This is a genomic window from Nocardia sp. NPDC058640 (genome assembly GCF_042716995.1).
In the GTDB taxonomy this organism is placed as follows: domain Bacteria; phylum Actinomycetota; class Actinomycetes; order Mycobacteriales; family Mycobacteriaceae; genus Nocardia.
Genome location: NZ_JBHXRG010000007.1, coordinates 1 through 13397 on the forward strand (window position 1 = coordinate 1; position 13397 = coordinate 13397).

The following is a 13397-nucleotide window of genomic DNA, read 5'->3' on the forward strand; positions in this document are numbered from 1 at the left end:
GTACCCCGAAGGGCCTTACCGCTCGACTTGCATGTGTTAAGCACGCCGCTAGCGTTCGTCCTGAGCCAGAATCAAACTCTCCGTTGAAGACTCTCGAAAACACCCGAAGGTGCAATCAAAATTATCTAACTAGAGTCCGAAAACCTAGCAAATTCGAACAGCCAGCAAAAAAGTTCGCTGTTGTTCAATGTCCAACCTCCCATGACCGGGGGGTACATGAAAGATTGGAACCAATAAATAATTATTGGCACTGACATTCATCGACACACTATTGAGTTCTCAAAGAACACACGCACCACTAGATCACCGAATCGCTCCGGATCTTCCGCTGGGCAACTGTTCCAGCCTAACCTCACGCCCAGACGATGTCAATCGTAAGCCTGGTCACTCGGTCTCGGCCTGTCAGGCGCTCTCCGGTTTGTGTCCGTGTCGCTCTGACTTCCAATAAGTTACGCGCCGGATAACGCCGCGTCAAATCGCCTGGACAACACCGTATCTGCGCAGGTCAGCGCGGTGCGTTCAGCCGCTGCGCGGGCCTGAATCACACGGATGTGACTCAGGCCTCCGCAACGAGGTCAGGCTATCCGATGCACGCCCGCCATGTTCTTCTTTCCGCGACGCAGCACCAGCCACTGTCCGTGCAGGTAGTCGGTGTCGGCCGGGGTCCAGTCCAGATCGCTCACGCGCTGGTTGTTCACCGACGCCCCGCCTTCGTTGACCACGCGACGGGCCGCGCCCTTGCTGTCACACAGGCCCGACGCGACCAGCAGGTCCACGATCGTGTTCGGTTCACCCGGCACGACCTCGGCGACCTTGCCGTCGATCGCGGTTTCGCGCAGTGCCGCGCTCAGCGTGGACAAGGGCAGTTCGCCCAGCTCACCGCGACCGAACAGGGCCTGGCTGGCCAGTTCGACCGCGCGGGTCTCGGCCTCGCCGTGCACCAGCGTGGTCATTTCCGCGGCGAGACGCTTCTGTGCCTCGCGGGCGAACGGGCGTTCCGCGGTGGCCTGCTCGAGTTCGTCGAGTTCTTCGCGGCTCAGGAAGGTGAACCAGCGCAGGTACCGCACGACATCGGCGTCGGCGGTGTTCACGAAGTACTGGTACCAGGCGTAGGGGCTGGTCAGCTCGGGATCCAGCCACAGGCTGCCGCCGCCGGTGGACTTGCCGAACTTCTTGCCGTCCGCGGCGGTCACCAGCGGGACGGTGAGCGCGTGCACGTGCGCGCCGTCCACGCGCCGGTTCAGTTCGACGCCGGCGATGATGTTGCCCCACTGGTCCGAGCCGCCGACCTGCAGCGTGCAGCCGTGTTCGCGGCGCAGCTGCAGGTAGTCGTTGGCCTGCAACAGCATGTAGCTGAACTCGGTGTAGGAGATGCCGTCGCCTTCCAGCCGCCGTTTGACGGTGTCGCGGGCGAGCATGACGTTCACCGAGAAGTGCTTGCCGATGTCGCGCAGGAAGTCCACGGTCGACAGCGGGCCGGTCCAGTCCATGTTGTTCACGATCAGCGCGCCGGTCGGCGAATCGTCGAGGGACACGAATCGTTCGAGCTGGCCGCGGATGCGCTGCGCCCATTCCGCGACGGTGTCGGTGGAGTTCATGGTGCGTTCGCCCACGTCACGCGGGTCGCCGATCATGCCGGTCGCGCCGCCTGCCAGCACGATCGGCCGATGCCCGGCCAGCTGGAAGCGCTTGAGCGCCAGCAGCGGGACGAGGTGGCCGGCGTGCAGGCTGGCGGCGGTGGGGTCGAAGCCGGCATACAGCGTCAGGGGCTCGGCGGCCGCGGCAGCGCGCAGCTCGTCGAGGTCGGTGGACTGCGCGATCAAGCCGCGCCAGGTCAGTTCGTCGAAGATGTCGCCGGTCACGCTGCCCCATCTTTCCGCATGCGGAAAGTCAGTCGCGTGCGCGGGTGATCCAGGCGAGCAGATCGGCTTCGACCTCGTCGCGGTTGGTTTCGTTGAGGACTTCGTGGCGGGCGTCGGCGTAGACCTGGTAGGTGATGTCGGTCAGGCCCGCATCGCGGTAGCGCTGCACGAGCAGGTCCGACAGGCGCAGTTTGTCGTTGAGCGGGTCTTTGTCGCCGACCATCACGTAGATCGGCAGGTCGGTGCGCACGGTGCTCGGGTTCGCGAGCAGCGTCTGGGAGTTGACCGCGAGTTGGCCCATGTTGGTGTCGTCGATGGCGAAACCGCACCAGGGATCGGTGTTGTAGGCGTCGACCTGGGCTTCGTCGCGGCTGATCCAGTCGGCGTCGGTGCGAGTGGGCTGGAATTCGGCGTTGAAGAAGCCGGTCAGGTCGCCGCCTGCGGCCGCGATCTCGCCGAACAGACCGTCGACCGCGGTCGAGCCGCTCAGGACGACCTCGTCGACGAGGTCGGAGTGGTCGAGCAGGTACTGCTGCACGGCGAAGGAGCCCAGGCTGTGGCCGATCAGGGTGACGGGCAGGCCGGGGTGACGTTCGCGCAGGATCTCGGTGAGCGCGACTTCGTCGGCGACGAGCAGGTTCCAGCCGTCGGGTCCGAGATCTCCTGGCACGGCACCCATGCTCAGGCCATGGCCGCGGTGATCGTCGGCGTAGACGGCGAAACCGAGGTCGGCGAGGCGCTCGGCGAGGTGGCTGTACCGGTTGGAATGTTCGCCCATGCCGTGCGCGATCTGCACGACGCCGCGCGGCTCGACCTCGGTGGGGAGCCAGCTCCGCACGTGGATCGAGGTGCCGTCGCTGCTGGGGAAAGTGAACACGGGCGCTCCTGGTCATACGGTCTGGTGACGTGGACCTCGATCGTCGCATCTGTACGGCGCATGTCCGATCGAATTCGCCTTGGATTCGCCGACGAGATCGCGACCGTGATCTTGGCTCCGCGAACGAACCGGCCCGCGGCCGAACGTCTCGGCACGCCGATGATCGCCGGAACCCCTCGGGCTCCGGCGATCGTCAGTGTGTCGAGGCGTGGCTCATCGCACCAGCGCGGTGATGGTGTCGCGGCGTTCGTAGGCGATCCAGGCGAAGATCGCGGCCAGTACCAGCGGGAAGATCGCCATCGCGGGCTTGTCGGCGATGAAGGCCTGCGTGGCGGCGGCGAGCACGGTCAGCACGGACAGCCCGGCGGCGGCGAGGCCACTGACGCGACGCACCATCAGACCGATACCGCCTGCGACCTCGGCGACGCCGATGAAGATGAGCAGGCCGATCGGGATGGTCAGGTTCTCGGGGGCGTTCTCCATCAGGGTGTTCGGGATGACGAGCTTCGGTCCGCCCGAGGCGATGATGAAGAACAGGCCGAGCACGATCTGCAGGGTCCACAGGACGCGGTTGCGGATCTTGCCGGGGGTGTGGGCGGCGGCGGTGGAGAAGTTCGCGGAGGGTGCGGAGGCGGTCATGTCCAGTCCTTAGGGTCGGTCGCGCTGGGCGGGGTAGCGCGTTCAACGGTTAAGACGGACCGTTCCCCGAGAACTCATCGCTTCGGCGAAAACAAATTTCGAAGCCGCTGTCAGGACGTCGGTTCAGGCGCGCGTGGACTGCGCCGATAGACCGAGACGGCGGCCGAGGCCGGTAGCCAGAATCGCCAGGGGACCTCGGCTGCGAGACGCACACCTACGCGTGGACCGGACGCTATATCCGCCTCGGGCACAGGCGTTTTCAGTTCCAGACGCAGTGCGGAGAAGGGGTCGAACAGCTCGGTTCCGTAGTCGGACATGCTGATGCCCAGTGCGCTGCCGACATTGCCGGGGCCGCGGGCGAGGTCGGTGTCTTTACGGGCGGCCGGTCTACGTTCGCGGGCGATGTCGACGCCCTCCACGACCTCGGCGGCCCGGATGAGCACGGCGCCTGCCTCACCGTCGTAGCCGCCAGTGACGTTGACGCACAGGTGAATTCCGTAGGAGCGGTAAACATAGAGTCGCCCGGCGGGGCCGAACATCACCGCATTGCGCGCGGTCGGCCCCGGCCAGGAGTGTGCGGCCGGGTCGGGCCATGGACCGTCGGGGTTGCTGCCGTAGGCCTCGACTTCCACGATGCGCAGTGCCACCGGGCCCGACCACAGGGTCGCGCCGAGCAGTCGACGCGCGGCGGTGGGTGGATCGACGGCCAGTTCCTGGGCGGACACGTTCACCATTGTCGCCTATTCGGGAAGGTGATTACGGGACCGGACTCACCCGCGCGTTCGAGGACAGGGCTCAGCCGAGCAGGTCGGTGCCCTGGTACAGCCCTGCCAACTTGCCCGGATTGACCTGGAAGCGCAGGTTCTGGATGTGGCCGTCGACGAGGTCGAAAGTGAAAGCGGCGCCGGGGTTTCCGGCGAAACTGGCCAGTGCGCCGAGTTCGCCGTTGATGTCGGCGGCGGACAGTTCGAACCCGGCCGACGATGGTTTCGCGAGGACGCCGAGGATCCAGCGGGCGACATGGTCGGGGCCGTGCAGGGGGCGGCGCGCGGCGGTGACCACGCCGCCGCCGTCGGACCAGCACGTGACATCGGGGGCGAGCAGGTCCATCAGCGCGTTGAGGTCCCCGCCCGCGCAGGCGGCCATGAATCGCGCGGTGACCTGCGCGCGAGCGGCTTTGTCGGTGTCGAAGCGGGGGCGGCGCGCCTGGACGTGGCTCTTGGCCCGATGCGCGATCTGACGCACGCTCGACTCGGGCCGGTCGAGCGCTTCGGCGATCTCGGCGTGGGTGTAACCGAACACTTCGCGCAGCAGGAACACCGCGCGTTCGACGGGGGTGAGCGTTTCCAGGACGACGAGCATGGCGGTGGAGACGGTGTCGGCCAATTCGGTGTCCTCGGCGATGTCGGGCGAGGTCAGCACCGGCTCGGGAAGCCAAGGGCCCACATAACTTTCGCGGGTCGCACGGGCGGAGGTGAGGCGGTTGAGCGAGAGATTGGTGACCGTGCGAACCAGGTAGGCCTTGGGGTGGATGACCGCGGCCTGATCGGTGTCGTTCCACTTCAGCCAGGCGTCTTGCAGGATGTCCTCGACGTCGGTGACGGTGCCGAGCATGCGGTAAGCCGTAGCGAACAGCAGGCGGCGGTGTTCGAGGAACGGATCCTGGTCGGACATGTGATCAACCATGGCGCACGATCCCCTTCTCGGCCAGTGTGGGCGGTCAGGCAGCGCGAGTTGCCTTGCCGCCCTTGGACAATTGCACGCTCATGGTCATCTTCTTGCTGGCCTTGAAGGTCGGAACGGGGCTGCCGCTGACCAGTTCCTTGTACGTGCGCGCGGCCCAGCCGGTCAGGTAGAGGCGGCGGGGGCTGTCGTCGGCGTGGGTGAACTGGATGATCGCGGCGCGTCGGCCGAGGCTGACCGGCTGGTGGAAGTAGCCGAAGCGGAACGGCTTCACCGTCTTGCCGCGCAGTTCGGCGGCGATCAGGTCCGCGGTGTAGGCGGCGGTGGGTAGGCCGCTCTGGCAGGTGCCGTGCACCTGACCCCACGTCTGACGCACACCGGCCGCGTCACCGATTGCGTGAATCATGGGGTGCGACACGGACTTCAGCGTCTGGTCGACGATGATGAGACCACGCGTATCGGTCTCGATTCCCGCTTCGGTGGCCAGTGGCGAGACGCGCACGCCGGTCGTCCACAGGGTGAGATCCGACGCGATCACCGTGCCGTCGGCGAGCTCGACCGCGTCGGGCAGCACCTTGGCCACCCGAACTCCGATTTCGCGGACGGTGCCGAGCCGGTCCAGGACCTTGTTCAGATGCGCGCGAGCCTTGTCCCCCATCATCGCCCCGGGCTCCCCCGAGCTGATCAACGTCACCCGCACATCTGGGTGGCTTTCCGCGATCTCGGTCGCCGCTTCGACGCCGGTGAGACCGCCACCGCACACGGCAACGCAGCCACCTTCGGTCGCGAGAGTGTCCAGCCTGCTTGCGAATTCGCCAGCCAGGCGCGGGTCGTCGAGCGTATGAGCGTGCTCGGCGACACCGGGGACGACAGTTGTGTCGGCGGTGCTGCCGAGGGCGTAGATCAGTTCGTCGTAGGCGAGCGCACCGACACCGTCGACGTGCACCTGCCGCGAGGTCGGGTCGATCGCGGTGACCCACCCCTGCACGAATTCGATGTCGGTTCCCTCGAGGATCTCCGGGATGTCGTGATGGGCGAGTTCCTGACCTGCGGCGATCTGATGCATCCGCAGCCGCTCGGTGAACCGGGCCGACGGGTTGACCAGGGTGATCCGCACATCCAGCTTCCTGGTGCGCGTAGCCAGCCGGATCGCGGCCAACATGCCGGTGTAGCCGGCGCCGAGAACGACGATGCGGTGCGGGGTGGTGGTCATGCGGTGCTCCTTGTCGGTGGGTTGTTCATGGGACAAAGCAGCTCGCCGAAACGTGACAGTTCATGATTGTGATCCATGTCACCTGCCAATCCCTGCGGAGACCCTGAGTGCCGGGGCGCGGAATCAGGGTCGAACCCAGGGATGCTCCCCGATGTGGCGCGAGGCCGTCGCCCATACCGTCGACGCATGGCTTCTCCCCCGCATCGACTGCGTCGAATCCTGCTCGGCGCGTGCGCTCTGGTTGTCACCCTGATCACCGCGATCAGCGTCGCCTGGACGTGGGTCAGTGCCGACGTATCCACCGTCGGCACAACGACATTCGACCAGCCGCTGAAGATCCCACCGCTGGCCGACTCGACCGTCGATGCCGAGGGGACCAGGACGTTCTCACTCGATATGCGCGCCGGGACAACCGAATTCGAGCCCGGTCGGGCGACGGAAACCTGGGGATTCAACGGAAGCTACCTCGGCCCGACACTGCGCGCTGCCCGCGGTGAACGAGTGAGAGTGCAGGTGCGCAACCAGTTGCCCGAGCCGTCGACGGTGCATTGGCACGGTATGCATCTGCCTGCGGCCATGGACGGCGGGCCGCACCAGATGGTCGATCCCGGTGCGACGTGGACGCCGGAATGGACTGTGGCCCAGCCTGCTTCGACACTGTGGTATCACCCACACCCCCACGGTGCGACCGAGGACCACGTGCGGCGCGGCCTGGCGGGGATGTTCCTGATCGACGACGCGGCCAGTACCGAACTACCGCTCCCGAACACCTACGGCGTCGACGACATCCCGGTGATCGTGCAGGACATGCGACTGCGCGGCAATCGATTCGACGGTTCGCACGCGATCTTCCGCGATATCGGTTTTCTCGGGGACCGCACGATGGTCAATGGCACGCTTACCCCGTACCACCAGGTCGGAGACGAACTGGTACGGCTTCGGCTGCTCAATGGGTCGACCGCACGGATCTACACCTTCGCGTTCGACGATGCCCGCCCGTTCGCGATGATCGGATCCGACGGCGGGCTGCTCGAACGCCCCGCGACCGTGGATCGTATCCAGCTGTCGCCCGGCGAGCGGGCCGAGGTCGTGGTGCGGGTGCGGCCCGGCGAACGCACCGTGTTGCGTAGCGAGAAGCTCGAGGCGGGACTGAACTTCTGGGGGAACCGGTTCGCCGGTGGCGACGACACGTTCGATGTGCTCGAACTTCGCGCGGCCGCGGTTCTGAGACCGTCGCCCGCGCTGCCGGAAACCCTGGTCCCGCTCTCGATCCCCGAGGGTTCCGAGTCGGTGGTGCAGCGCCGTTTCGAACTGACTCTGGCCGGGATCAACGGCGTACGCATGGATATGAGCCGCATCGACACGACCGTCACCCGCGGCACGACCGAGACCTGGGAAGTGCACAACATCGACGGGATGCCGCACAACTTTCACATCCACGATGTCCAGTTCCGGGTGCTCGCCTACGACGGCGCCCCGCCCCCACCTGAGCTGACCGGCGCCAAGGACACCATTTTCCTGCCACCGAATACGGCGGCGACCCTGGCGCTGCGTTTCGACGGACCTGCCGATCCGAACACTCCGTACATGTATCACTGCCACCTGCTGTGGCACGAGGACGCCGGAATGATGGGCCAATTCACCGTCGTCGAACCAGGTCAGCAGGCCGCGACACCCCCGCGACACGGCCACTGACCTTGCCACATCGATGCCCTCGCGCTAAATTCATCACGTAGTGAATTCAACACTCGATGAATTGAGGCGACCATGTCGCACACCGCCCCGCCGCCGATCGCCGTCCAGGTCCAGGACCTGGTCGTCCAGCGCGGAAAACGCCCCGTTCTGCACGGCCTGACCCTCGATATTCCGCGCGGCTCCATCACCGGACTGCTCGGCCCGTCGGGCTGCGGGAAGACGACCTTGTTGCGCACCATCGTGGGCACCCAGCTGGTGGAGTCGGGCACCGTCACCGTGCTCGGGGAACCGGCCGGCAGCTCCGGGTTGCGCCGTCGCGTCGGTTACGTCACGCAGGCGCCGAGCATCTACTCCGATATCAGCGTGCGTGACAATGTCGCCTACTACGCGGCGCTGTACGGGCGTGCCGACGTCGAAACAGCCCTGGCCGCAGTCGGTTTGGCCGACCACGCCGACAATCTCGGCGATCAGCTGTCCGGCGGGCAGAAGACCAGGGTGTCGCTGGCGTGCGCGCTGGTCGGCAAGCCCGAACTGCTGGTGCTCGACGAACCGACCGTCGGCCTCGATCCGGTCCTGCGGGTGGAGCTGTGGAAGCAGTTCCGCGAATTGGCCACGGCGGGAACGACTTTGCTGGTGTCCAGCCACGTCATGGACGAGGCCGAGCACTGCGACAAGCTGCTGCTGATGCGCGAGGGCGAACTGCTGGCCCAGCTCAGCCCCGACGAACTGCGCGAGCGCACCGATGAACACAACCTCGAGGCCGCTTTCCTGACCTTGATCACGAGGGGAGAGCGCGCATGACCACCCCCTATACCGCCACCACGAGCCGGATTCTGCGCCAACTGCGCAACGATCACCGCACTGTGGCAATGATTTTGGTGGTTCCCGCCCTGCTGATGACCTTGCTGTACTTCATCTACCAGGACGCACCGCGCCCGCCGCACGCCCCGCTCACCATGTTCGACCGCGTCGGTATCACCATGCTCGGGATCCTGCCGTTCATCGTGATGTTCCTGATCACCGCGATCGCCATGCAGCGCGAACGCACCTCGGGCACGCTCGAACGGCTGCTCACCACCCCGTTGAGCAAACTCGATCTACTCGCCGGGTACGGCAGCGCGTTCTCCCTGGCCGCCGGTGCGCAGGCCGCGGTCGCGTGCGTGGTCGCGTTCTGGTTGCTCGGGCTCGAGGCGGCGGGCAATCCCGCGTGGGTGATGCTGATCGCGATGGTCGACGCCGTGTGTGGCGTGGCGTTGGGTCTGCTGGCAAGTGCGTTCGCGCGCACCGAGTTTCAGGCCGTGCAGTTCATGCCGGTGATCGTCGCACCGCAGATCTTCCTGTGCGGGCTATTGGTTCCGCGTGATCGGCTGCCCGGCTGGCTCGAGGCGATCAGCAATGTGCTGCCGTTGAGTTATGCCGTGGACGCGCTGCAGCAGGTGTCGGTGCATTCACAGCCCACCGGGGCGATGTGGCGCGATATCGCCGTGGTCGCGGGGTTCGCGGTGGTGGCGCTGGGCTTGGCCGCGGCTACTCTGCGTCGACGCACCCCGTAACCCCACCACGAGAGGATCACCCATGAGTGACGGCGAATCCGGTTCCGGCACAGCGAAATCCGGGCGCACCGGACGCAGACCGGGCAATGCCGACACCAAGCTGGCGATCCTCGAGGCGGCACGGGTGCGGTTCGCCGGTGCCGGGTTCGACAAGACGTCGATTCGCGCGATCGCGGCCGACGCCGATGTCGACCCGGCGCTGGTGCACCACTATTTCGGCAACAAACAGCAACTGTTCGCCGCGGCGGTGGAGTTTCCGGTAGATCCGGACACGACCCTGAAGAAGGTCGATGCCGCGCCACTGGACGCACTCGGCTCGACCATCGTGCGCGCGGTCGTCACGGTGTGGGACTCCCCCGCAGGCCCCGGCATCGTCGCGATGGTGCGCAGCATTTTCGCCGGTGGCGACCAGAATCTCGCGCGCTCGTTCCTGCTCCAGGTGGTGTTGGAACGGGTGCGCGTGCGCATCGCCACCCCCGAGGACGACGGGCGGGCCAGGGTCTCGCTGGCCGCGGCCCAGATGGTGGGAGTGCTGACCGCGCGCAAGATCATCGCCATCGAACCACTGGCATCCATGCCGATCGACGCGGTCGTCGCCGCCGTCGGGCCGGTGGTCCAGCGTTACCTCACCGGTGAAATCGACACGGCGAGTTGGTGATTCAGTGCGACCGCACCCACCCGATGGCGGAGCCGCACTCGGCGTAGTCGCGACGGTGTGCGCGTACTCGGCCCGATCAGGATTCGGCGAGGAAGAATTCGTGTTCGGCGTCGGTGACGTCGCGGGCCTCGTCGATCAGCAGCACCGGGATGCCGTTGTCGATCGGGTAGGCGCGGCGCAGGCGTGGGTTGTACAGCACGCTGGCATCGGCTTCGGTGCGCACCAGCTGCAGCGGGCCTTTGTCCTGGGGGCAGGCCAGCAGGCCGAGCAGGGTTGCGTCGATGGTGGATTCGTGCGCCATGTGCCTAACCTACCGCGCCCGGCGGAACGAGATGTAGCGGTGTCCGAAGAAGCTGAGCACCGCGACCACACCCATCACGATCACCGAGGCGGGCGCGGCCGGGAATCCCCGCACGGTGACCGCGAGTTCCACCAGGATCACGTTGAGCACGAGGCCGCCGGCGTTCACGCCGCAGAAGGCCAGGAAGTCGCGCAGCAGGTGGCCGTGCACCCGGAAAACCAGTGTCCGGTGCAGCACGAACGCCACCAACGTGCTGACCGCGTAGGCGGCGACCACAGCCAGACCGGGCCTGCCGTCGCCGAGCACGTGCAGCCAGAACACGACCAGCGCCATGCCGAGCAGGGTGTTGAACCCGCCGACGATCGCGAACGCCAACTCCTGCCGTTTCACGATCCGCAGCAGCGGGCCCGGGGTTTCCAACACTCCCCCCTCGGCCGTCATCGCACCGCGTCCGCGAGCGCGTCATCCTGGCCGGGTTTCGCGAGCATGTCGTTCTCGTCCAGCGACTCCGCGGCCGGTGCGTCGTGTTCGTCGCCATCGGACTTGCGTCCACGCACATACAGCCACTGGAACACCGCCAGCCCGAGCAGCCCGAGCCCGATCGCCGCGCCGCCGATCTTCCAGCCCGGCGGACGCCAGGTCAGCACGAGGTCACCGTCGCGGGTGCCCGCCGGGATGTCGACCGCGACGAAGCTCTTCGCGACCACCTTGAACGAGATGTCCTTGCCGTCCAGGGTCACCCGGTAACCGGGCCAGCCCAGTCGCGCGAACACCACGCGCCCGCCGTTCTCCGAGCTCACGGTGACGCGGCTGGTGGTGTCGGTTTCGCCCGCCGAGACCGCGGTGGCTTTCTCGACCGCGGAGATGCGGCCGTTGCGGGTGGAGATCAGCCCGTCCTGACGTTCCAGCACCGAGATGTAGTTCTCGTGGCCGGGGTAGTCGACCCACTGCCAGCCCGCGGGGGCGGGCTCGATGCGCGCGGTCGGGTACAGCGCACGCTGCAGCACGACCCGGTCGATGTTCATCAGATCCACGACGGGCTTGCCGGTCGACGGTTCGGTCGCGAACGCGCGGCGGTAGGCGTCGGGGCACACGCTGGTGTCCCAGCGCATGCAGAGCATGTCGCCGAACCAGTAGTGGCCGTTGGGGGTGTAGCCGCTGACGTAGGTGCGCTCGATGTCCTTGGCGTAGTTGCCGAACACCAGCGACCCGTAGGCGCCGTCGAGGGTGCGCTCCCCCGGCTGGATCAGCCCGCGGTCACCCAGCTGCAGCGTGGTGCCCGCGAATTCGGGGAACGCCGCACGCGCCGCGGCCCGGTCGCTGGGCAGGTTCCAACTCATCGGCGTCGGTTGCGCACGCTGCACCTGGACGTAGGCGATCGGCGAGACCGCGATGATCGCCAACGCGACCGCCGCCGAAATCCCCTTGTTCACCGCCAGCCACACCAGTGCGGCACCCAGCGCGGCGATCGCCAACGCCGCGACCACGTGCGCGATCCAGTTGTGCGGGTCGGCCGAGAACGTGCGCACCCACAGCAGCCCGATCAACACCGCCGCCGCGATCGAGCGAGCCCGCCAGTCCTTGAAGGTCGCGAAGCGTCCGAGCAGCACGCAGACCAGCACGAGCAGACCCAGCGCCACCATCGGCAGCACGCGGGCGGGCCAGCGCAGCGGGCCGATGGTGCCCGGACCCGCGGTCCACATCAGCATCGCGATCGCGAACAGCCCGACACCCGACAGTTCCCGCCAGGCTCCGCGTGCCTTGTTCCAGTCGATGAACGCCAGCGCCGGAATCAGGAACCAGGCGATGTAGACCACCGGCATCGGCTGCACATATCCCCACCACGAGGTGAAGGCGGGCAGCGTCGAGGGCAGGCTGGCGTTCAGCGATTCCGACCAGGGCACGGTCAGGAATTGGTCGTTGTTGATCTGCGCGGTGCCACGCCAGGTCACCTTCGCCGACAGCATGCTGGGCAGGTAGGTGGCCGCGCCCGCGAGCGCCGCAAGGCCCGCCACCATCAGCAGTTTCAGCGACGGTCGCCAGGTGCGCTGGTAGATCAGCTCACCGACCGCGACCGCGGCGATCATCAGCCCCGCCTCGACCGCCGGGAACACGTACTGCACCGAAATCGCCAGGTAGAGGTACACGAAAACCGGAATAGGCCCGCCCCGACCACGCGAGTACCGCACCCCGGAAGCCCACGCGTGCACCATCCACGCGGTGCCGGTGAACGCCGTCATCCAGCTGGCCTCGTCGAAGAACAGCAGCCACCCGGTGAACGGAATCGACACACCCGCCAGCGCCGCCCACTGCACCCGCGAGCCATAGGCGAGACAGATCCGGTAGACGCCAAGGCCCAGAATGATCGCGAAGATCAGCTTCACCACGGTCGCGTACAACACCAGGTTGTCCACCGAGGGCGCGATCAGATCGATCAGCAGCTGCGGCGGATTCAGCAGCCCGGCTTCCTCGATCGCGTAGTTTCCGGCCATCCAGTGCTCGGGCACCATCACCGGCAGTTCGCCGTTGCGCAGACGGTTGCCCAGCATCACCCACAGCGGGACGTACTGGGATTCGGTGTCGTCGGTATAGAAGTGCCGAACGTTGGCCAACAGAACCGCGCCATATCCCGCGATCACGCCGAGGCTGGTGAGCAAGCCCCAGATATAGACGGAACGACGGGACGGGGTTCTACTTTCCACCACGAGGAACAGACCCTACACGCGCGTGCGGTGATCGGCACCGGCGCACAGCGGGATCCGGCACGGTCGAGCTGTCACCCGCCGGTGTTAAAGTGCGCACACTGTTGGGTCACCCGCTCCGAAAACCGAAAGTGTCCGATGCCGCTTCCTTCCGCACCTTCTCTGCCCGGCACTGATGTGCGTGCGGGCGCGCCCGACCAGAACGGGTCGAGCC

Annotated in this window: 13 protein-coding genes and 1 rRNA gene; 4 read left to right on the forward strand and 10 right to left on the reverse strand. The window is 66.6% G+C overall.

Annotation, left to right across the window (positions count from 1 at the left end; all coding sequences use genetic code 11):
• From ACFWU5_RS11620 to ACFWU5_RS11650, 7 genes are all read right to left on the reverse strand, one after another.
• A 16S ribosomal RNA gene (locus tag ACFWU5_RS11620) occupies positions 1-87 on the reverse strand; the annotation flags it as partial.
• Positions 88-575: 488 nt separating this feature from the next.
• A complete protein-coding gene (gene tyrS, locus ACFWU5_RS11625; protein WP_379267086.1) occupies positions 576-1862 on the reverse strand; it encodes a tyrosine--tRNA ligase in 1287 nt (428 codons plus the stop codon).
• A 28-nt stretch (positions 1863-1890) separates the two neighbouring features.
• Positions 1891-2739 carry an alpha/beta hydrolase gene (locus ACFWU5_RS11630; RefSeq protein WP_379267087.1) on the reverse strand — a complete coding sequence of 283 codons (849 nt, stop codon included), beginning with the start codon at positions 2737-2739 and terminating at the stop codon, positions 1891-1893.
• A gap of 213 nt (positions 2740-2952) precedes the next feature.
• On the reverse strand, positions 2953-3378 hold the full coding sequence (locus ACFWU5_RS11635) for a DoxX family protein (protein WP_379267088.1): 426 nt from the start codon (positions 3376-3378) through the stop codon (positions 2953-2955).
• Positions 3379-3488: 110 nt separating this feature from the next.
• The gene (locus tag ACFWU5_RS11640) at positions 3489-4103 is read right to left on the reverse strand and encodes a DNA-3-methyladenine glycosylase (RefSeq protein ID WP_379267089.1); all 615 of its coding nucleotides are present in this window, start codon (positions 4101-4103) and stop codon (positions 3489-3491) included.
• Between the two features lie 70 nt (positions 4104-4173).
• A complete protein-coding gene (locus ACFWU5_RS11645; RefSeq protein WP_379267090.1) occupies positions 4174-5052 on the reverse strand; it encodes an RNA polymerase sigma-70 factor in 879 nt (292 codons plus the stop codon).
• A 46-nt stretch (positions 5053-5098) separates the two neighbouring features.
• On the reverse strand, positions 5099-6274 hold the full coding sequence (locus ACFWU5_RS11650) for an NAD(P)/FAD-dependent oxidoreductase (protein ID WP_379267091.1): 1176 nt from the start codon (positions 6272-6274) through the stop codon (positions 5099-5101).
• 186 nt (positions 6275-6460) lie between these two features.
• Between ACFWU5_RS11650 and ACFWU5_RS11655 the strand changes: the two genes are divergently transcribed.
• From ACFWU5_RS11655 to ACFWU5_RS11670, 4 genes are all read left to right on the forward strand, one after another.
• Positions 6461-7969: a multicopper oxidase family protein gene (locus ACFWU5_RS11655; protein WP_379267092.1), complete on the forward strand. Its 1509-nt coding sequence runs from the start codon at positions 6461-6463 to the stop codon at positions 7967-7969.
• Positions 7970-8041: 72 nt separating this feature from the next.
• Positions 8042-8770: an ABC transporter ATP-binding protein gene (locus ACFWU5_RS11660; protein ID WP_379267093.1), complete on the forward strand. Its 729-nt coding sequence runs from the start codon at positions 8042-8044 to the stop codon at positions 8768-8770.
• On the forward strand, positions 8767-9522 hold the full coding sequence (locus ACFWU5_RS11665) for an ABC transporter permease (RefSeq protein WP_379267094.1): 756 nt from the start codon (positions 8767-8769) through the stop codon (positions 9520-9522). The genes ACFWU5_RS11660 and ACFWU5_RS11665 overlap by 4 nt, the downstream gene beginning before the upstream one ends.
• A gap of 22 nt (positions 9523-9544) precedes the next feature.
• Complete coding sequence (locus ACFWU5_RS11670) at positions 9545-10180, forward strand: TetR family transcriptional regulator (RefSeq protein ID WP_379267096.1); 636 nt, start codon at positions 9545-9547, stop codon at positions 10178-10180.
• 76 nt (positions 10181-10256) lie between these two features.
• On the opposite strand, the gene ACFWU5_RS11675 is transcribed toward ACFWU5_RS11670, so the two are convergent.
• From ACFWU5_RS11675 to ACFWU5_RS11685, 3 genes are read right to left on the reverse strand one after another with little or no spacing between them, the layout of a single operon-like run.
• Complete coding sequence (locus ACFWU5_RS11675; RefSeq protein WP_378609692.1) at positions 10257-10481, reverse strand: Trm112 family protein; 225 nt, start codon at positions 10479-10481, stop codon at positions 10257-10259.
• Between the two features lie 9 nt (positions 10482-10490).
• On the reverse strand, positions 10491-10922 hold the full coding sequence (locus ACFWU5_RS11680) for a GtrA family protein (RefSeq protein WP_379267097.1): 432 nt from the start codon (positions 10920-10922) through the stop codon (positions 10491-10493).
• A complete protein-coding gene (locus tag ACFWU5_RS11685; RefSeq protein WP_379267247.1) occupies positions 10919-13183 on the reverse strand; it encodes a hypothetical protein in 2265 nt (754 codons plus the stop codon). Before ACFWU5_RS11685 ends, ACFWU5_RS11680 begins: the two co-directional genes overlap by 4 nt.
• Positions 13184-13397: the final 214 nt, after the last annotated feature.